Origin of the sequence: Arthrobacter sp. NPDC080073 (assembly GCF_040686575.1) — a bacterium.
Taxonomy (GTDB): Bacteria; Actinomycetota; Actinomycetes; order Actinomycetales; family Micrococcaceae; genus Arthrobacter.
Map to the genome: position 1 here is coordinate 1 of NZ_JBFBKR010000017.1, position 19,753 is coordinate 19,753.

General features: G+C 65.1%; 20 protein-coding genes. 16 read left to right on the forward strand and 4 right to left on the reverse strand.

Annotated features, from left to right (window positions below):
* Nucleotides 1-91: 91 nt before the first annotated feature.
* Nucleotides 92-1,288, reverse strand: coding sequence for an MFS transporter (locus tag AB0O52_RS17225; RefSeq protein WP_364539937.1), 1,197 nt, complete (start codon nucleotides 1,286-1,288; stop codon nucleotides 92-94).
* A gap of 82 nt (nucleotides 1,289-1,370) precedes the next feature.
* On the reverse strand, nucleotides 1,371-2,591 hold the full coding sequence (locus AB0O52_RS17230) for an ROK family transcriptional regulator (protein ID WP_364539940.1): 1,221 nt from the start codon (nucleotides 2,589-2,591) through the stop codon (nucleotides 1,371-1,373).
* A 177-nt stretch (nucleotides 2,592-2,768) separates the two neighbouring features.
* On the opposite strand from AB0O52_RS17230, the gene AB0O52_RS17235 reads away from it, so the two are divergent.
* The 15 genes from AB0O52_RS17235 to AB0O52_RS17305 all read left to right on the forward strand — a co-directional run bounded on the left by AB0O52_RS17235 (nucleotide 2,769) and on the right by AB0O52_RS17305 (nucleotide 17,596).
* Nucleotides 2,769-3,890, forward strand: a complete 1,122-nt coding sequence (locus AB0O52_RS17235) for a Gfo/Idh/MocA family oxidoreductase (protein WP_364539942.1) — start codon at nucleotides 2,769-2,771, stop codon at nucleotides 3,888-3,890.
* Nucleotides 3,887-4,687 (forward strand): hypothetical protein, encoded by an 801-nt coding sequence (locus AB0O52_RS17240; protein ID WP_364539945.1) that lies wholly within the window; start codon nucleotides 3,887-3,889, stop codon nucleotides 4,685-4,687. Before AB0O52_RS17235 ends, AB0O52_RS17240 begins: the two co-directional genes overlap by 4 nt.
* Nucleotides 4,688-4,820: 133 nt before the next feature.
* Nucleotides 4,821-6,137, forward strand: coding sequence for an extracellular solute-binding protein (locus AB0O52_RS17245; RefSeq protein ID WP_364539947.1), 1,317 nt, complete (start codon nucleotides 4,821-4,823; stop codon nucleotides 6,135-6,137).
* A 10-nt stretch (nucleotides 6,138-6,147) separates the two neighbouring features.
* Nucleotides 6,148-7,110 carry a sugar ABC transporter permease gene (locus AB0O52_RS17250; RefSeq protein WP_364539950.1) on the forward strand — a complete coding sequence of 321 codons (963 nt, stop codon included), beginning with the start codon at nucleotides 6,148-6,150 and terminating at the stop codon, nucleotides 7,108-7,110.
* Entirely contained in the window at nucleotides 7,110-8,003 is an 894-nt protein-coding gene (locus AB0O52_RS17255; RefSeq protein ID WP_364539953.1) for a carbohydrate ABC transporter permease, read from the forward strand. The genes AB0O52_RS17250 and AB0O52_RS17255 overlap by 1 nt, the downstream gene beginning before the upstream one ends.
* 41 nt (nucleotides 8,004-8,044) lie before the next feature.
* Nucleotides 8,045-8,794: a sugar phosphate isomerase/epimerase gene (locus AB0O52_RS17260; protein WP_364539955.1), complete on the forward strand. Its 750-nt coding sequence runs from the start codon at nucleotides 8,045-8,047 to the stop codon at nucleotides 8,792-8,794.
* The gene (locus AB0O52_RS17265) at nucleotides 8,791-9,927 is read left to right on the forward strand and encodes a Gfo/Idh/MocA family oxidoreductase (protein ID WP_364539958.1); all 1,137 of its coding nucleotides are present in this window, start codon (nucleotides 8,791-8,793) and stop codon (nucleotides 9,925-9,927) included. Before AB0O52_RS17260 ends, AB0O52_RS17265 begins: the two co-directional genes overlap by 4 nt.
* A gap of 10 nt (nucleotides 9,928-9,937) precedes the next feature.
* Nucleotides 9,938-11,116, forward strand: a complete 1,179-nt coding sequence (locus AB0O52_RS17270) for a Gfo/Idh/MocA family oxidoreductase (protein ID WP_364539960.1) — start codon at nucleotides 9,938-9,940, stop codon at nucleotides 11,114-11,116.
* 34 nt (nucleotides 11,117-11,150) lie between these two features.
* Nucleotides 11,151-12,149, forward strand: a complete 999-nt coding sequence (locus AB0O52_RS17275) for a sugar phosphate isomerase/epimerase (RefSeq protein ID WP_364539963.1) — start codon at nucleotides 11,151-11,153, stop codon at nucleotides 12,147-12,149.
* A gap of 98 nt (nucleotides 12,150-12,247) precedes the next feature.
* Complete coding sequence (locus AB0O52_RS17280) at nucleotides 12,248-13,120, forward strand: biopolymer transporter Tol (RefSeq protein WP_364539966.1); 873 nt, start codon at nucleotides 12,248-12,250, stop codon at nucleotides 13,118-13,120.
* 127 nt (nucleotides 13,121-13,247) lie between these two features.
* Nucleotides 13,248-14,582, forward strand: a complete 1,335-nt coding sequence (locus AB0O52_RS17285; RefSeq protein WP_364539969.1) for an MFS transporter — start codon at nucleotides 13,248-13,250, stop codon at nucleotides 14,580-14,582.
* 123 nt (nucleotides 14,583-14,705) lie between these two features.
* Complete coding sequence (locus AB0O52_RS17290) at nucleotides 14,706-15,236, forward strand: GNAT family N-acetyltransferase (RefSeq protein WP_364539972.1); 531 nt, start codon at nucleotides 14,706-14,708, stop codon at nucleotides 15,234-15,236.
* A 100-nt stretch (nucleotides 15,237-15,336) separates the two neighbouring features.
* A complete protein-coding gene (locus AB0O52_RS17295) occupies nucleotides 15,337-16,035 on the forward strand; it encodes a DsbA family oxidoreductase (RefSeq protein WP_364540244.1) in 699 nt (232 codons plus the stop codon).
* A gap of 169 nt (nucleotides 16,036-16,204) precedes the next feature.
* On the forward strand, nucleotides 16,205-16,813 hold the full coding sequence (locus tag AB0O52_RS17300) for a DUF2510 domain-containing protein (protein WP_364539975.1): 609 nt from the start codon (nucleotides 16,205-16,207) through the stop codon (nucleotides 16,811-16,813).
* Between the two features lie 141 nt (nucleotides 16,814-16,954).
* On the forward strand, nucleotides 16,955-17,596 hold the full coding sequence (locus AB0O52_RS17305) for a TetR/AcrR family transcriptional regulator (protein ID WP_364539978.1): 642 nt from the start codon (nucleotides 16,955-16,957) through the stop codon (nucleotides 17,594-17,596).
* A 38-nt stretch (nucleotides 17,597-17,634) separates the two neighbouring features.
* On the opposite strand, the gene AB0O52_RS17310 is transcribed toward AB0O52_RS17305, so the two are convergent.
* On the reverse strand, nucleotides 17,635-18,369 hold the full coding sequence (locus tag AB0O52_RS17310; RefSeq protein WP_364539981.1) for a LytR C-terminal domain-containing protein: 735 nt from the start codon (nucleotides 18,367-18,369) through the stop codon (nucleotides 17,635-17,637).
* Entirely contained in the window at nucleotides 18,362-18,661 is a 300-nt protein-coding gene (locus tag AB0O52_RS17315) for a type II toxin-antitoxin system VapB family antitoxin (protein WP_059388531.1), read from the reverse strand. Before AB0O52_RS17315 ends, AB0O52_RS17310 begins: the two co-directional genes overlap by 8 nt.
* 169 nt (nucleotides 18,662-18,830) lie before the next feature.
* On the opposite strand from AB0O52_RS17315, the gene AB0O52_RS17320 reads away from it, so the two are divergent.
* The gene (locus tag AB0O52_RS17320; protein WP_364539985.1) at nucleotides 18,831-19,739 is read left to right on the forward strand and encodes a hypothetical protein; all 909 of its coding nucleotides are present in this window, start codon (nucleotides 18,831-18,833) and stop codon (nucleotides 19,737-19,739) included.
* Nucleotides 19,740-19,753: the final 14 nt, after the last annotated feature.

Here is a 19,753-nt window from a genome sequence, read left to right on the forward strand (position 1 = left end):
GTCCCGAAAACCCAGACAAATGACAAAGGGCTGGCCCGGAACACATGAACGCCCCGGACCAGCCCCTCAAAGCAATTAGTTCAGCAGTCTCCTAGCGTTGCCGGGCCACCCAGCGCACTGAGAGGGTAGTACAGACGCAGAACGCCGCGACCGAGCCGAGGATTACCAGGAGCGGCACGGTCCAGCTGCCGGAGATGCCGTGCACGTAGCCGATGATGGTGGGCGCCAGGGCTGCGAAGCAGTAACCGACCCCTTGCACTACGGCGGACATCTTGCCAGCCGAGGCTTGGTCGCGGGCGAACTTGATGATGGCGATGAAGATGACCGTGATGCCGCCACCCTGCGCGATTCCGCCCAGGGACGACCAAAGCCACCACCAGCCCGGGGCCAGCAACAAACCCAGGGGCACCGTGAGCCACAAGGCACTCAAGGTGGCCGCCACCGCCGTCGTACTCGCGAAACGGGCGAGCAGCGGTACACCGAGCCCGCCCAAAATCGCGAAAATCTGGAAGAGCGACGATCCCGCACCGGCTTGTGCGGTGCCCATGCCCAGCTCGTCGGCGAGGAAGCTCGGAAGCCACGCGGTCACGCCGTAATACGAAAATGCCTGGCCGGCGAAGCCGAGCGTCAGGCCCACCGTCAGCCAGCCAACGCCGGAAGCGTTGCCGGACCGCGAGCCTTCGGCGGCCGGAACGGGTTCCGGAACGAACGCGCTGCGGGCACCGACGGTGGGGATCCAGAACAGGATGGCCACCAGGGCCAGGAGGGCACTTGCAGCGAGGGCAAGCCGCCAGCCCACGAGTTCGGCGAGCGGGGCGGTGGCCACCGAGGTCAGGAAGGACCCGATGTTCAGCGCCGCCGTGTACACACCCATAGCGGTTGCCTGGCGTCGCGGCGCGAAGTCCCGGCGGATGATGAGCGGCACTGCGATGTTGCCGATAGTGATGGCGAGGCCGACGAGGACGGTGCCCACCATGACCGGAACACCACCGCCGCTTGAGCGGATCACGACGCCGGCCAGCACACCCACCAGCGTGAGCATCACCGCGAACTCGGCGCCGAACCTGCGTCCGGCCATCGAAGCCAGCGGCGCGGCGAGCGAGAAGCAGAGCACGGGAATTCCCGTCAGCAGCCCGAGTTCCACGGGCGAGAATCCCAGATCCCGTTTCAGGGAATCCACCACCGGCGCCACCGCGACGAAGGGTCCCCGCATGTTGAGGGCGATGAGGCCGATGCACGCGAGGATCAGCCAGCCGCGCGGGACCTTGGCGAGGAATTGGCCGGTCATGGAGCGCAGTGAAAGGCGGGGAAAGTAGGCATCACCTTCATTGCTATCACGGCATGGCGCGGCGGAACGCCATAATGGCGCGTCAGCCCGTTGCTTGGAGCGTGGCTTCGATCACGGCCGGGGACAAAACGTGCTGGGTGACCATCTGGCTCGCACCGAGGATCGCGGCGCGGTCGCCGGCCATCGAGATGCCGATGCGCAGATGCGAGGTGGCCAATGGAAGGGAGCGCCGGTAGACAACTTCGCGGATGCCGGCCACGAGGTGCTCGCCGGCCTCCCCCACGCTGCCGCCGATGACGATCATGGAGGGGTTAAGCAGATTGACGACAGTTGCCAGGACATCGCCGACGTCGCGCCCGGCCTGCCGGAGCGCTTGGATGGCCTGCAGGTTTCCCTCGGCCACGAGTCGCAACACATCGCCGCCGTTGGTCGCGGCGAGTCCTTGGGTTTGAAGTTGGCGCGCGATGGCGGGCCCGGAGGCCAGTGCTTCAAGGCAGCCGTAGTTCCCGCAACGGCAGAGGACGTCGTCGCCGCGGGGAACCCGGACATGGCCGAGGTCCCCGGCAGTGCCGTTGGCGCCGCGCTGCAGCTCGCCGCTGCTGATGATGCCGGCGCCGATGCCCGTGGCGATTTTGATGAAGAGCAAATTGTCGTGGTCCGGCCAAAACGCCGTGCGTTCTCCCAAGGCCATGATGTTGACGTCGTTATCCACCAGCACCGGAACCGGCAGCGAGCGCTGCATGTAAGGGACCACGTCGAATCCGTCCCAGCCGGGCATGATCGGAGGCTTGACCGGCCGGCCCGTGTCGTGTTCCACCGGGCCGGGCAGTCCGATGCCGATCCCGGCAAGGTCCTCAAGGTTGCGGCCGGCTTCGGCGAGCAGTTCCCGCCCTGCCGCGACCACCCTGCCGAGCACCACATCGGGGCCGTCGGCGACTTCCTGTGCGAGGCGGCGCTCGGCAAGGACTGTTCCGCCGAGATCGGTGACCGCGACGATCACGTGCGTCGCTCCGACGTCGACCGCCAAGACAACCCGGGCCGCAGGGTTGAAGGCAAAGCGCGACGGCGGCCTGCCGCCACTGGAACTCGCCTCACCGGCGGGGCCCACGAGTCCGGAGTTCATGAGGGCGTCGATGCGCGAGGCAACTGTGGAGCGGGCCAGTCCGGTGGTGAGGGCGAGTTCGGCCCGGGTTCGTGCCTGGCCGTCGCGAAGAAGCTGGAACAGATCTCCCGCACGTGAAAGGCTTCCGGCGTCCTGTACGGAGCCGTCCTTGCCGGGCTCTTTTCCGGGTGCTGAGGTCATGCATTAGTGATAGCACGATTGCTTATGTGTGTCACGCAGCAAAAGATTGTCTGACGAATTCCATCTTTTGCTTGCTCATCGACAAAAGTCATCGTAGGTTGTTCGTGAGAAGGGTCACGTAGCCCACGAAGCCGCGCTGAAACTCCAGAGACTCCGTTTACGAAGAGGTAACTGATCTTGTCTAGCCACTCACAGGCAACACCCTTACGATCACCACGGCCCCTCGGCATCGGCATCCTCGGCGCCGGCCCGGTCACCCAAGCAATCCATCTTCCTTCCCTCGCCCGGCTCCGGAACATCCTGGAAGTCCGCCACATCATGGACGTCGACTCCTCGGTTGCCGAATCGGTCGCAGCCCGGGTCGGCGCCAACTACAGCACGAGCATGGATGCGCTCCTGGGCGATCCCGACGTCGACATCGTGGCCATCTGCAGCCCCCACCAGTTCCACGCGGACCAAGTCATTGCCGCATGCCGTGCGGGAAAGAAGGCCGTCCTCTGCGAAAAGCCCTTCGCCATGAGCGGCGAGGAAGCGGCCCTGATTTCGGCAGTCAGCGAGGAAACCGGCGTTCCGATCATCGTGGGCGCCATGCACACCTTCGATCCAGGCTGGCTCGCCGCCGAAGCCAATTGGGGCGATCTCCCCGGCAATGTCCACACCATCCGCTCTTCCATCGTCCTCCCGCCCAATGCCCGGTTCGAAGACTTCGCCACCGAAATCATCACCCGGCCCGCAGGCGGCACCCCTGACTACAGCGACGTCGAGGTCATCAAGAACGCCCTCCGAGGCGGCATCATGGGACTCGCCATCCACGACCTTCCCCTCGTCCGCCGCTTCACCCCGGATTTCGAAGACCTCGAGGTGCTGCAGGCGCGCCACGTGCGCCCCTTCGGTTACGTGATCTCCCTTCGGTGCGGAAAACCGGGTGCAAGTGAGCGGATCATCGAGCTCAGGGCAGCCATGAACAAGACATGGAAGCCGGAATGGGTCTTCGAAGCGATCTCGGACGACGCAGCGCTTCGCGTGGACTTCACTCCTTCCTACGTGCAGGCGGGTTCGGCCGTCGCAACCATTACCCGCGGCACCACGAGCACCACGTACGGACCGTTCGAGCACAACGGCTACGAAGGTGAGTGGCGCGAACTCGCCCAACTGGCCCTCGGAACCAAGCATCCGCCGTCGGCCGAAAGCCTCATCAATGACCTCACCTTCGCGATAGCCATTGCCGACGCCACAGTTGATGAGGCGGCAGCCGAGCATGCCCAGCACGCAAACAGCCACGCAGGAGCCCGCTCATGAGGACCCAATACACGGTCACCTCCACCCCGCAGGCCGAAGAGAGCGGCGCCGTCGCACTCGCGGTCGCTTCACTTCCGGCAAGCTTCGGCCCGGTAGCAGCCGGGGAGACCGCACGGATCTCCGCGATCAACGGCGATCCTGGTTGGACCACGGAGGCCATCAAGGCGATCGACGGCGGGGCGTCGGGCATCGTCGTCGTCAATCCTGTACCGGAAAGCACCGCCGCCCTGCTCCACGCCGCTGAAGTGTCCGGCGTCGCGGTTGTCCTGGACCAGCGCTGGGCATCGAACCCCGGTCTCGCCGGAGCAGAAGACGCCGCCCGCACGGTGGCCGGCCGTGCCGCCATGCTGGACTCAGTCGCAACGGCCGCGGCAGGCTCGGATCCGGACGGGCTGCTCACCGAGCATCTCGCCGCCGTCGTGCGCGTCACCGGCGGGCTCGACGCGCTTCGCCTCCTCCGCCGCGGCACGCACGGCTACACCGTTTCCGGGCGGCTCGCCAACGGTGCTCCGGTTTCGCTCCAGGGCGTGCTGAGCAACTCCCGGCCCGCCGGCGTCGACTTCCGCCTCTACACCGACGACGGCGGTGTCAGCATCACGGTTCCGGAGCCGCATGCCGCCTGGCCGGCGGAGGTCCGGGCCACCGGACCCCAAGGAGAAATCCTCCTGCCCACGCTTTACGAATCCGCCCACCGCACCACCTGGCGCCGGCTCAAGGAGCACCTCGACGCCGGCACTCTCCCTTCCGACCTGGCCGGCTTTGCGCGGCTGACCGAATCCATCGCGCACCTGACCTGAACCCGAGCTCCTCAACTACGCAACCCAGCAAATCGAGCAAAACAGAGCACCAAAAGCAATCATCAGCCTTCTCGACGACGAGCAGGACCGCATCAAACGCGAAGACCACGCAGCGGTCCCGAAAGGAACCATCATGAATGTTCAGTCCGAAGCCAGCCGCAATTTCTCCCGCAGGGGTTTCCTCGGCCTCACGGCGGCAGCAGCGGCTGTCCCCCTGCTCGCGGCTTGCGGAGGCGGCTCCAGCTCGAGCTCTGCTGGCGGCGCCATCAAGTTCTGGGACATGCCGTGGGCCACCCCGGCCTATAACGATGCCGCGAAGAAGATCACCGAGTCCTACGCCCCGACCGGCAGCAACGGCAAGGCCGGTTACCAGCTCATCCAGTGGAACAACTTCTACCAGACCTTCTCCTCGGCCATTGCATCCAAGACCGGCCCCGCGGTGTCCACCGGTGGCGGTTTCCAGGCCTTCCAGTTCGACCAGCAAGGGCAGATTGCCTACGCGGACAAGGTCATCGACGCGCTCAAGAAGAACGGCCAGTTCGACGACTTCCTGCCCGGCGTGCTTGACCCGTTCAAGTCCGACAAGGGCTACGTTGCCGTTCCCTGGCAGCTGGACATGCGCGTCTTCTGGTACCGCAAGTCCCTCTTCGACCAGGCCGGCGTCGCACTGCCCACCGACTGGGCCTCGTTGCTTGATGCAGGCAAGGCCTTGAAGAAGATCGGCGTCTTCGGCTTCGCCACCGGCTCCGGCGCCGGCAACAACATCGGCAACCACTCCATGATCATGATGATGGTCAACAACGGCGGTGGCGTCTTCACCAAGGACGGCCAGCTGGACGTCATGAACGACCGCAACGTCGAAGCCACGGAGTACCTCCTGGAACTGGTCTCCAATGGCATCATCGACCCCGCTGCGGTCAGCTACACCTCGGACAACCTCAACGCTCAGTGGAAGGACAAGAAGGCTGCCTTCGGCCCGTACGTCCTGGGCGTGCCGGCTCGCGTCGGCGACACATCCGGCGACATCAGGGTGGCCAGTCCGATCGCAGGCCCGCACGGCGACAAGCACGGATTGGTGTTCCCGAACAACATCATGATGTACAAGAACACCCCGTCCCAGGAATCCTCCGAGGCCTTCCTGACCTACTACATGGGCCAGCTCAAGGAGCTGTGGCGCCAGAAGCTCATGAATGCGCTCCCGGTATTCAAATCCATCACGGAAATGCCCGAATTCACGAGCGACCCGAACAACGTCAAGATCGTCAAGGAATGGCAGCCCATCGCAAAGACCTTCGCCGCACAGGGAACCTCGCTCAACGCCAACCTCGCTGTCCTCGACGGCGGCCAGGCGCTGAACCAGTTCACCCAGACCATCCTGACCGGCAAGACCGACGCCAAGACGGCGCTCACGGCCTTCAAGACCGGCCTCGAGTCCGTCATCAAGAAGTAAAGCCGTCGCCATGGCAACCACCACAACACAATCCGGGCTCGCCCGGGCCCGTCGGGGGCTCGCTCCCGGCGGGTCCGGCGGCGGGTCCCTGAACCGCAAGAGCAAACTTTCGGGGCAAACCAAGCGGACGTTCTTCTGGCTCCTGCTCCCCTCGGTCATCCTGCTCGTCCTGATCCACGGCTACCCGCTGGTCTACGCCGGCGTCCAGGCCACCCACGACGGCTCCCTGATCGACACGGGCAGCTTCGTCGGAGTCGACAACTTCGGCCACGTCCTGACCTCCCCGGCCTTCTGGAAGGCCGCCCAGTTCACCCTGTGGTTCACAATCGTCGGCGTCTTCGGCTCCTGGCTGGTCGGCCTTGGGCTGGCCCTGCTGCTGCGCACCAAAATCCCGGCGGGCGGGACCTTCAAGGTCCTCCTCCTACTGCCCTGGGTGGTCCCGATCGTGGTGTCCTCCACTGCCTGGAACTGGCTCGTCGCGACCCCGGACAGCCTCATCCCCTCCATCTTCCGGAACCTCGGACTCGGCACGCCCCTGTTCCTGGCGGACCCGCATCTCGCCGCCGTCATGGTCATGGTCTTCAAGGTCTGGGTCAGCTTCCCTTTCATGATGATGATGATCTCCGCCGCCCTGGCCTCGGTAGATACCACCGTCTATGAAGCCGCAAGCATGGACGGTGCCAGCAAATGGCAGCAGTTCACCCAGATCACCCTGCCGCTGATCGCCCGCTCCACCTACATCAGCTGGATCCTGATGACGATCTTCTGCGTCAACGACTTCCCCACCATCTACCTCCTTACCGGCGGCGGCCCCGTTGACGCCACCACCTCCCTCGTGGTGCTGGCCTACCGCACGGTCTTCCAGGACTTCCAGACCGGTCCCGGCGTCGCCATCGCCTTCCTCATGACCCTCACCCTCGTCGTCGTGTCGGTCTTCCTGTACCGCCAGATCCGAAAGTCGAGCGTCGAATAATGAGCGCAGTACTCCACGCCCATCCCGAATCCGGACCCGCGCTCGGTGTCGCGGGCCCCCAAAAAACCCGCCGCGTCCTCTCCGAAGCAGGCATGCGCGGACGCTGGTGGCGGTTCGTCCTGATCCTAGCCATCACCGCCGTCGTCCTGGTTCCCATCATGGTCACCGTGGTCCTGGCCCTGACACCGGGCCCTAACAGCACCGCCACCGGCCTCACTTTGGAGAACATCAGCAACGTCTTCTCCAAAACCCTGGCCGCCACCTGGCTCAAGAACAGCCTCATCACCACCGTCAGCACGGTGATCGTCGCCGTCGCCGTGGCCGCGCCCGCCGGCTATGTCCTCTCCCGCGGCCGCTCCAAGGCAGTCTCCGGCTACTCGCTGCTGCTGTTCGTCATGCAGTCCCTGCCGATCATCACTTCGGTGGTGCCGTTGTTCATCTTGTTCGCAGGCCTGGGACTCGTGGACAACCTCATGGGACTGATCATTATCTACGTCGGCTCGACAATGACCGTGGCCACGTGGATGATGGCCGCATACTTCGATTCCATCCCGGTCAGCCTCGAGGAGGCCTCGTGGATCGACGGCTGTTCGGTCTTCGGTTCGTTCACGAAGGTGGTGCTGCGCAATTCCCTGCCCGGCATCCTGTCGACCGCCATCTTTGCCTTCCTCCTGGCCTGGAACGACTACCTCGTCGCGATCGTGTTCCTGCGCTCCAACGAAATCTTCACCCTCCCCATGGGCGTCCAGTCGTTCTTCCAGCAAAACCAGACCGACTGGTCCGGCGTCATGGCCCTCGCGGTCATCATGATGCTCCCGCCGATCATCGTGTTCGCCACCCTGAACAAATACTTCAGCGTCGGCGGCATCGGCGGTTCCCTCGCCGGCCGCTAATCGAACTTTTTTCACGCAACTGACAAACGCAAAGGAAAACCATGTCTTACTCCGTCCAGCTGTACACCCTGCGAAACGCCATGCAGGAAGACCTGCCGGGCACCATCAGACGCGTTGCCGAGATCGGTTACACGCAGGTTGAGCCCTACAACTTCGTGGCTACAGCGAAGGAGCTAGGCGCTGCTTTGAAGGAGAACGGGCTGAGCGCCCCCTCCGGCCACGCGCCGCTGCTGAGCCAGGACCAGGATGAGATCTTCGCAGCCGCGAAGGAACTGGGCATCAGCACGGTCATCGACCCGTACCTTCCTGCCGAGCACTGGCAGAACGCCGAGGACATCCAGGCCACGGCGGCAAAGCTCAACGCCGCAGCGAAGAAGGGCGCCGACTACGGCATCCGCGTCGGCTACCACAACCACGCCTGGGAACTCGAGTCCAGCATCGAGGGCCAGACCGCCCTGGAGTACTTCGAAAGCCTCCTCGACCCTGAACTGGTCCTGGAAGTCGACACCTACTGGGCATCGGTCGGCGGCCAGGATCCCGTGGAGCTGCTCGCCCGCCTCGGCGACCGGGTGAAGTTCATCCACATCAAGGACGGCCCCGGCACCACGGACACCAAAGCCCAGCAGCCGGCGGGCCAGGGCACCATCCCGGTGCTCGACGTCGTTGCTGCCGCCAAGTCCCTCGAAGTGGGCGTGGTGGAGTTCGATGACTATGCGGGAGACATCTTCGAAGGCATCGCCCAGAGCCTGGCCTTCCTCCAGAACAACGCAGCACAGGACGTGAACGCATGAGCGCCGGAACGCACCAGTCCATCCCGTCGACGCGCCGGGGCCCGGTCGGGGTCGGGGTGATCGGCGCGGGCAACATCAGCAAGGCCTACCTGGACAACCTGACGGTCTTCCCGGACCTGGTGGTCCACGTCATCGCGGACCTCTTCGAGGACGCCGCTCAGGCGCGGGCGGAGGAATACGGCATCCCGGCGTGGGGTGGGGTGGACGCGGCCCTGAACCATCCCGAGGTCGAGATCATCGTGAACCTGACCATCCCGGCCGCGCACGTCGAGGTGGCCACCGCCGCCGTGAACGCCGGCAAGCACGTCTGGACCGAGAAGCCCTTCTCCCTGGACCGCGAATCCGGCCTGGCCCTGCTGAAGACCGCCGACGCGGCGGGCATCCGGCTGGGCTGCGCGCCGGATACCTTCCTGGGCGCGGGCCTGCAGACGGCCCGCCGGATCATCGAACGCGGCGACATCGGCACCCCGCTGACCGCCCTGACCATGTTCCAGACCCCGGGCCCGGAGTCCTGGCACCCGAACCCGGCGTTCCTGTTCGCCCACGGCGCAGGACCCCTGTTCGACATGGGCCCGTACTACATCACCGCCCTCGTCCAGGCCTTCGGGTCCGTGCGGCGCGTGGCCGCCGTCGGGTCCAAGGCCAAGGAAACCCGCGTGGTCGGTTCCGGGCCCAAGGCCGGGGAGGAATTCCCGGTCGAGGTCCCCACCCACGTCTCCGCGATGCTGCAGTTCGAGACCGGGGCCTCCTCGCACAGTGTCTTCAGCTTCGAATCCCCCCGCCTGCGGATGGGTTTCGTGGAGATCACCGGCACCGAGGGCACCCTGGAAGTGCCGGACCCGAACTACTTCGACGGGGACCTCAAGCTCTGGCGTGCCGGGGCCGGGGAAGCCGAAACCATCCCCGCCACGGGACCGGCCAACGGCCGCGGCATGGGCGTGCTGGACATGGCCCGGTCCCTGCGCGCCGGCGTCCCGCACCGCGCCCAGGGCGCCCTGGCCTACCACGTGGTCGACACCCTGGTCTCCATCGCCGAGTCCGCCGAAACCGGCACCTTCGTAGGCGTCGACAGCTCGGCCGTCACATCCCAGGCCCTCCCCGAGGACTGGGACCCGATGGCCGCCACCCTCTAGGAACCCACCCATGACCAGCCCCACCCCCACCAACCCGCACACCGGCGACCCGGGCAAGACACCCCTGGGTGTTGCCGCGATCGGCTACGCGTTCATGGGCAAAGCCCATTCCAACGCGTGGCGGAACGTGGGCAGCTTCTTCGATGTTCCGGCCTTCGAGCAGAAAGTGCTCGTGGGCCGGGACCCGGACCAGGTCGCCGCGGCCGCCGCCAGGTACGGGTGGGCCGAGTCCGCCACCCACTGGCGCTCCGTCCTGGAACGCGATGACGTCCATATCGTGGATATCTGCGCGCCGGGCTGGATGCACGCCGAGATCGCCATAGCGGCGCTGGAGGCGGGCAAGCACGTGCTCGTGGAGAAACCCCTCGCGAACACCCTGGCCGAGGCCGAAGCCATGACCGACGCCGCGCGCGCCGCCCGGGGCCGCGGCATCCAGTCCATGATCGGGTTCAACTACCGCCGGGTGCCGGCACTGGCCCTGGCGAAGGAACTGATCGCCGAGGGCCGGCTCGGAACCGTCCGGCACGTCCGGGCCGCGTACCTGCAGGACTGGCTCACGGACCCGGACTCCCCCATGACCTGGCGGCTGAACAAGGAAAGCGCCGGATCCGGGGCCCTGGGCGACATCGCCTCCCACGCGATCGACCAGGTCCTCTTCCTCCTCGGGGACAGCGTCACCGAGGTCTCCGGCCGGCTGCACACCTTCGTGGACAGCCGCCCCGGCCCGCACGGCCCGGAACCGGTCACGGTCGACGACGCCGCCTGGGCCACGCTGACCCTCGCCTCCGGGGCCCTCGCCTCGGTGGAAGTCTCCCGCATGGCCACCGGCAGGAAGAACTCGCTCACGATGGAAATCTACGGCGACAAGGGCTCGCTCCTGTTCGACCTGGAAACCCTCAACGAACTGGGTTTCATGGACGCCACGGTGCCCGTCAGGGAGCAGGGCTTCCGCCGGATCCTCGTCAACGAACCCGAACACCCCTACATGGCCGCCTGGTGGCCGCAAGGCCACGTCATCGGCTGGGAACACACCTTCACCCACCAGATCCGCGACTTCCTCACCGCCATCAACACCGGGACCCCGCCGTCGCCGTCGTTCGAGGAAGGACTCGCCGTCCAACAGATCCTGGCCGCCATCGAAGAATCCGCCGACGCCAAGTCCGCCATCATCCAAGTCGCCGGCCACTAAGCACCCCGCAGCGCAATCTTTCATAAGGAGAACCATGCCCCGCCCGTACACCCTGTTCACCGGCCAGTGGGCCGACCTGCCCTTCGAGGACGTCGCGAAACTCGCCTCCGGGTGGGGCTACGACGGCCTGGAAATCGCCGTATCCGGGAACCACCTGGACGCCTGGCGCTGGGACGAACCCGGATACGTCGAATCCAAGCTCGCCGTCCTGGAAAAATACAACCTCAAGGTCTGGGCCATCTCCAACCACCTCAAAGGCCAGGCCGTCTGCGATGACCCCATCGACTTCCGCCACCAGGGAATCGTCGGGGCCAAAGTCTGGGGCGACGGGGACCCCGAAGGCGTGCGCCAACGCGCCGCCGAGGAAATGAAACACACCGCCCGCCTCGCCCAAGCCCTCGGGGTGGACACCGTCGTCGGGTTCACCGGCTCCTCCATCTGGCAGTACGTCGCCATGTTCCCGCCCGTCCCCGAAAAAGTCATCGAGGCCGGCTACCAGGACTTCGCGGACCGCTGGAACCCCATCCTGGACGTCTTCGACGAATGCGGGGTCCGCTTCGCCCACGAAGTCCACCCCTCCGAGATCGCCTACGACTACTGGACCACCGTGCGGACCCTGGAAGCGATCGGGCACCGGGAAGCGTTCGGGCTGAACTGGGACCCCTCCCACTTCATGTGGCAAGGCATCGACCCCGTCTCCTTCATCTGGGACTTCAAAGACCGGATCTACCACGTGGACTGCAAGGACACCAAGCTGCGCCCCACCGGCCGGAACACCGTCCTGGGCTCCCACCTGCCCTGGGGCGACCCGCGCCGGGGCTGGGACTTCGTCTCCGCCGGACGCGGCGACGTCCCCTGGGAATCGAGCTTCCGCGCCCTCACCGCGATCGGCTACACCGGGCCGATCAGCATCGAATGGGAAGACGCCGGCATGGACCGCCTCCACGGCGCCCCCGAAGCCCTCGCCAACCTCAAGAAGTTCGACTTCCCGCCGTCGCAAACCAGCTTCGACGCCGCCTTCAACCAGGACTAACCACCCCTCCAGTTAGCGCGAACTGGCAGCAGATGACCCCAAAATCCGATGTTGCGGGCATCTGCTGCCAACTCGCGCCAGGGAAAGGACAGAGCACTGTGATACGAACCCTTCGGCCGGGCCAAAGGTGCGAGGTCTGGATTGCTTCTGCGAGCACCGGAGCGCTCGAGCTTGTCCTCACCTCTGACGAGGTGCTCTTCGAGGCGCCGAACTGGAGCCTCGACGGCGCCCACCTCATCCTCAATGGTGCGGGCAAGCTGTGGACATTGGATGTCCGGGACCGGACCATCGCCCAAGTACCCCTCACCGGGATCCCGGACCTCAACAATGACCACGTCCTCGCCCCCGACGGCGCGCGCATCTTCCTCTCGGCGAATGACGGACACATCTACCGCGCAGCGCTCGACGGCGGAGAAGTCACCAAGCTCACGGACGACGACGGCTCCTTCCATTTCCTGCACGGCGTCAGCCCCGACGGCTTTGAACTCGCCTACGTAGGCATCGACGGCGGCGATTTCAGCAAGCCTGGCCGACTCATGACGATGCCTGCGACCCGCGGCCCATCGGCGCTCGTGGACACCGGCCCCGGCCATTGCGACGGACCTGAGTACTCTCCTGACGGGAAATGGCTCTACTTCAATACCGAGTCATTCACCACGCTGGCCGGGCATGCGCAGATTGCCCGCGCACGGGTGGACGGTACGGGCTTTGAACGCTTGCTCGACAGCGACACCGTCGACTGGTTCCCGCACCTCTCGCCCGACGGGCGCCTGGCCAGCTACATCCGCTTCCCCAGCGGGACGGTGGGCCACCCCGCGGACTTGCCGGTCGACGTCGTCGTTGTTTCCACCAGCGACTGGGCGACGCCGCTCCACACCTGGCCCCTCTTCGGCGGCCAGGGAACCCTCAACGTCAACAGCTGGTCACCCGACTCCATCCGTTTCGCATTTGTCGCCTATCCAAGCAACTGACACGAACCCGCGGAAGGAACTCTTGCCAAAAAATTGTTGAACAATTCCTCCGAGTGATGCATCATTGGGTGTAGGCCCCGATTGAGATCGGGATCACAAAGCCCGCCCAACGTTCCATGGAGGAACCATGTCCGCGACCACTTCGCCAAGTCCAACACGGCGCAGCAAACCCTCCGCAGGCGCCATCAAAGCCTTTATTGCCAGCGTCACAGGAACCTCCCTGGAGTACTACGACTTCGCGATCTACTCGGTCGCCTCGGCGCTGGTCTTTCCCAAGATCTTCTTCCCCACCAACGATGAAACCACCGGTCTCCTGTTGTCCTTCTCTGCCTTCGCCGTGGGCTATCTCGCCCGGCCTATCGGCGGCATTGTCTTTGGCCGGCTCGGCGACAAGATCGGACGCAAGAACGTCCTGGTCATCACGCTCGTCCTCATTGGCGCGGCCACGGTCCTCATCGGTGCCTTGCCGGACTACCACACCATCGGCATCGGGGCCACGATCATCCTGGTCCTCCTTCGCCTCGCCCAGGGCATCGGCGTCGGCGGCGAATGGGGCGGCGCCGTCCTGCTGTCCGGCGAGTACGCCAATCCCAGCAAGCGCGGGTTCTGGTCGTCCGCAGCCCAGATCGGGCCGCCTGCCGGCAACCTTCTGGCCAACGGCGCACTGGCCGTCCTCGCCGCCGTCATGAGCAACGACGCCTTCATTGCCTGGGGTTGGCGCGTGGCCTTCCTCAGCTCGGCCATCCTCGTTGCCTTTGGCCTCGTCATCAGGCTCAAGCTCGAGGAAACCCCGGTGTTCAAGGCCATCGAAGCCACCGGCGAACGGCCTAAGGCTCCCATCAAGGAAGTCCTCACCACCCAGTTCCGCCCGCTTCTTGCCGCCGCGTTGTGCAGGATCTGCCCCGACGTCTTGTACGCCTTGTTCACCGTCTTCGTCGCGGTCTACGCGACCAAGGAACTTGGCATGACCACCGGCAACGTCCTGGGCGCAGTCCTGGTGGGCTCGGCATTCCAGCTGTTCCTGATCCCCGCCGCAGGAGCAGTCACGGACCGGTTCAACCGCCGGCTGGTCTATGGCATCACCGCCGCCGCCACAGCCGTGTACATCCCCCTGTTCTTCCTCATGGTCCAGTCCCGGTCCGTCCTGGTGCTGACCGTCGGCGTCGTGATCGGCCTTGGGCTGCACGCCTTCATGTACGGCCCGCAAGCGGCGTTCATCACCGAGCAATTCCCGGCCAGGCTCCGTTATGCCGGCAGTTCCCTTGCCTACACGGTGGCCGGCGTCGTGGGCGGAGCCGTTGCACCGTTGATCTTCACGGCCCTCTACGCCGCCACCGGAAACTGGCTCCTGATCGCGGCATACTTGCTCGCGACTGCGGTGGTCACCATCGTCGGGCTCGCCTTGGGCAAGGATCCACAGCCGGAGGAGGATCTCCGCCTGCTTGCGGGAACCCGCCCCTAAGCAGCCCGGCGGCCCCGCGAGCAGAACGCTCCGGCCGGCCACCGCCGTCGTAATCCCTCCTGGAATGCCCCTTAAGATCAGTCTTGAGGGGCATGTCTGCGCCCGATTGCCAGAGAGGACGCCATGAACCAGATAATCCGTGAAGCAACAGCGGACGACGCCGGAATGCTGGCGGAGCTTGCAGCCGTCACCTTTCCGCTCGCCTGCCCGCCGGACTCCTCGCCCGAAGACATCGCGGCGCACCTGCGCAGGACACTCAGCACGGAGAAGTTCACGGAATACCTTGCCGATCCGGACGTCACCATACTGGCCATCGACGCCGCCGGGGAACTCCGCGGCTACAGCATGCTCGTGGCCCGGCCCACGACCGATGCCGATGTCGCTTCGGTCTTGACGCTCAACCCTTCAACGGAACTGAGCAAGTGCTATGTGCATCCGGAACACCACGGCCTGGGTGCTGCCGCGGAGCTCATGAAAGCCACCTTGGACCGTGCTGGCGGCGCCGGTGCTGCCGGGGTGTGGCTCGGTGTCAACAGCCAGAACGCGAAGGCCATCCGCTTCTATGAGAAGAGTGGATTCAGGAGGGTCGGGACCAAGTCGTTCCGCTTGGGCGATGCCGTCGAGCACGATTTCGTGATGGAGCGGGCGGTCTAGGACCCTGGACGCGCATTAGCGACGCGGAAATGGACCCGCTGTGACCAGTCCAACAGCCCATTCCGGGAATGCCGGGCCACCGCTTCCGGTTGTCGCCACCATGAAGATTGAGATCTGGTCAGACGTCGCTTGCCCGTGGTGTTACATCGGAAAGCGCCGGTTCGAAACAGCCCTTGCCGAGTTCCCGCACCGCGATTCGGTCGAGATCCAGTGGCGCAGCTACCAGTTGGACCCGAGCATCCCGGAACACTACGACGGCACCGAGCTCGATTACCTGAGCAAGCGCAAGGGCATGGACCCCGCGCAGGTAAGCCAGATGTTCGAGCACGTGGCGTTGCAGGCAAAGGGCGAAGGCCTCAACTACCGTTTCGACGACGTCGTGGTTGCCAACAGCTTCACGGCACACCGCCTCATCCACCTGGCGGCCGCCCACGGCAAGCAGGACCATGCCAAGGAACTGCTCCTGAGCGGCCATTTTGAACATGGCAAGGACATTGGAAGCCAGGAGTACCTGGCCGGGCTCGGCACCGACTTGGGCCTGCCGGACGCCGAGGTCGCTGAGTTGTTCAGCACCGACAAGTACGCAGAGGACGTCCGCGGCGACATCGCCGAAGCCCGGATGCTCGGCGTCACCGGCGTGCCGTTCTTTGTCATCGACCGCAAGTACGGACTCTCCGGCGCTCAGCCCTCCGAGGTCTTCACCCAGGCCCTCACACAGGCATGGCAGGAAGCGAATCCGCTGGTCGCCGTCGGCAGCCCCGACGCCGAAGCCTGCGGCCCCGACGGCTGCGCAATCTAAGGCGTCCGCCGGCTGGCTCATTGAAGGTTCCGTGCGGCTTCGACGGCGGCTCCCCTGTGGATTTCGTGGCGTGCGTCAAGAACAGGACACGGGTGGCGTATATAGAAGGGAGTCCCTACAGGGCTCGATCTTCAAGCCAGGAATCATTTCCACCCACATGAGGAGCACCATGACAGAGCGCCCGACAGGCCAAGTACCTCCCGGACCGGGCTGGTATCCGGATCCGGCGGGGTCGGGCAGGTCCCTCTGGTGGAACGGCACCACCTGGTCCGGGTATCTGGCGCAGCCTGCGGTTGCTCCTGGCAGGTGGCGTCCTTTGATCAGCCCCCAGACCCCCGTCTACAACGCCCTCGTCTGGCTGATCGTCGCGACCCCTCTGGTCGTTGTCCTGTTGCAGGCAGCCTTGTGGAATCCCGTTCCACGATTGGTTTACGTCCGGGGCGTCAGGACCATTGACCCTTTCTCTGTCATCACGCCCGGGTACTTTGTGGTGGTCGCTGTGGGCTTCCTCGCCTACGCGGGGACTATTGTCGCAGCCTACTTCGACTGGAAAACGCTTGACCGGGCGGGTGTCGTGCGCCCGTTTCATTGGGCGTGGACGTTCCTCAGCCTCGGTGTCTACGTGATCGGGCGGTCCGTGATCGTGCGGAAGGTCGCGCCCGGCAGGGGCTTGGACCCGGTATGGGCCTTGATCGGCGTGTTTGTGGTGAGCCTCGTGATCAGCATCGCCCACGCCTCGTCCATGACCCAGACCTTCTCCGGCCTCTACGGGTACTAGTTCGGGCCTCGCGTGGGATTCGGTGCGGGTCACCGCGCGAGCTGGCAGCAGATGACCCCAACAGCGCGTTTAGAGGTCATCTGCTGCCAGTTCGCCCCTCAACCACGCAACTTTACTGACAGATCACTGTAAAGTGTCGGTATGCCTAGGATTACGGCCGCCAGCAACGCGGCGCAACGCGCTGAAACCCGACGCCGGGTCCTGACAGCTTTCGGCGAACTGCTCTTCACCCATGGCCTGCCCGGCTTGACCATGACCGACGTCGCGCGGCACGCCGGCGTCGGCCGGACGGCGGTATACAACTACTATGCCGACATGGAACAGCTCCTCATCGCGTACGCCCTGGACGAGACCGAGCGATTCCTGGGCGATCTACGCGAATCCCTTGCGGCACTGCAGAATCCGGTGGACCGCCTGGCCCTTTACGTCCGCGCCCAGGTGGAGGACCTGAGCCGCCGGCACCTCCCGCCGGGTCCTGCGATGGCGGCTGTCCTCTCCCCCGCTTCCTTCGCGAAATTGGCAGATCACGTCGGCGAACTCAACCTGCTGCTCCAGGACATCCTGCGCGACGGAATCGCGGCCGGCTACCTCCCGCCCACCGACGTCGGACAGCTCGCCAGGCTCATCCACGGTACTCTTTCCTCCAGCGCGGCACGCGGCAATGCCGCGAACGGGGCGGAGCTGGACGAACGTGAGGAGCGGCTGGTGCAGACCGTGCGGTTCATCCAGTTGGGCGCAGGAGCAAGGTTCGACGACGACGGCCGGCCCGCGCGCTTGGCGTGACCCGGCCGTGGGGCTAACGCTGTCCTTGGAAGGCAACGCTAAGGCGTCGGCATCACCGGCAGCTTCGCATTGTCCGCAATCCTCTGTTCCAACCGGGGACAACTGAGCTTGCCAGGGGTGTTATCCACCAATTCCGGCGGCACCAATGCCGAGAAGCCGGGCGCGAGGATGAGGTCTACAGAGGCATCCGTGCGTTGGTCCTGAACGTAGTCGGTACCCGCGATGTTCCTTTGGATGTTGAACGCCGCCGCTTGGCCGCCGGATCCGGAGACAACCACAGCGGGGCCTGTGTAGCTGGTGGTGGAGTTGTCGACGGTGCCAACGTTGTATCCCCGGGCCTTCAACTGATCTGCCACGTTCTTGGCCAGGCCCGGCCTGCCCGCGGCATTGTAGATATTGACCTTGACCTTGTTGTTGGGCGTGTAGTCGAAAACAGTGGCAGGACACACGGCCGCCGGCGCCTGGCTTGCAACGGCCGAGGGGAAGCGGATCACACCGTTCATCACTGCCCATGCGCCCACGAGTCCGGCAACGACCAGTCCGACGAGCAGCGCGAGAACGATCCCATGGAAGAGGCGGCGGCTGAACCACCCGGGATGGCTCTCAGGGCGGGGAGCCTCAGCAAAGGTTGCCCGAAGTTCCGGACCGGTGACAACCCGATGCCCATGCAGAATCGCCGGGTCTTTCTGACGACGGGGACGTTTCCGGCGCTTCCTCGGATCCGCATTTTCGGGCACTGCCACCTGCTCCTCCGGGATTATTTCGTTAACCATCTATCACCAGGACACGGGCGTGGATGGCCGTGCGCTGGTGGAGCGCAGTACGGACTGCACGGTGGAGCCCGTCTTCGAGATACAGCAGGCCTTGGTACTGCACCACATGCGGGAAAAGGTCGCCGAAGAACGTTGAATCCTCGGCCAGCAGTGCTTCCAGGTCAAGGGTGCGCTTAGTGGTGACAAGTTCGTCGAGCCGGACCGGACGCGGAGGCAGCGAGGCCCAGTCCTTGGGCGTGGAAAAACCATGGTCAGGGTACGGGCGTCCCTCGCCCACAGCTTTAAATATCACTTTGCAAGCCTAAAGAAGTAAGGCGTCCAAGGGAACTTGTGAGAAGTCGGTGACCAAGGTTGTGGCCAAAAGGTAACCGTTGACGGACGGTGCGCGCTGAAACGGCGCCCCCTGTCGCCGTCGCCGTCACACCGATGCCGCCATCACGCCGTACTGACAGAATGGGTTCATGACCGCTTCAATGCCAGGCACGCACCAGGCTGCTCCCGCCCTCGCACTCCTCCTCGACGTCGACGGCCCTGTCGCGAGTCCCGTGACGCGCGACGTGAAGCCGGAAATCATCGCCGACCTCGTGGGCTTGGCATCCGCAGGCATCCCCGTCATTTTCAACACCGGCCGCTCAGACGCTTTCATTCGCGAGCAGGTCATGGCGCCCATGATCGCCGCCGGAATGCCTGCGGGAACGGTAGTCCACGCGATCTGCGAGAAGGGCGCCGTGTGGTTCAGCTACACCTCGGGCGGCCCGGGACCCATCCATGTGGACCATGACCTTGCTGTTCCGAAGGCCTACGGCGACGACGTCCGCCGCATGGTGGCCGAGGACTATGCGACGCACATGTTCTTCGACGAGACAAAGCGCGCGATGGTTTCGGTGGAGCAGCATCTGGATGTCTCAAATGACGACTACCTGGCCGAGCAGAAGCTCTTCGACGCCGATGCCCTGGAGCTCATGGGCAGGCACGGGCTCTCCGCCGCTCTCCTGGATCACCACGCACCAGAGTCCGACGACGCCGCCGACTACCGCCTGGATCCCACCATCATCTCCACGGACATCGAGTCCATCCGGCTTGGCAAGGATCTCGGCGCCAGCCGCGCAGTGGAACTCCTCGCCGCCCAGGGAATCACGCCGCAGGCCTGGCGGACGGTGGGAGATTCGCGCACGGACTACGCGATGGCGGATTGGCTCCACCACAACGACCACAGCGTCAAGCACGTCGACGTCCGGCCGGCGGACGGAGTGCCCAACAAGCCCTACGATGTTCTTACAGCCACAGACCTCGGCCTGGGCGAGGACGTCATTCACGACGACGCCGGAGGCGCATTCCTGCGCAGTTGGCGTGAAGCGTTGGTCGGCTAAAGGTCACCGGGCCC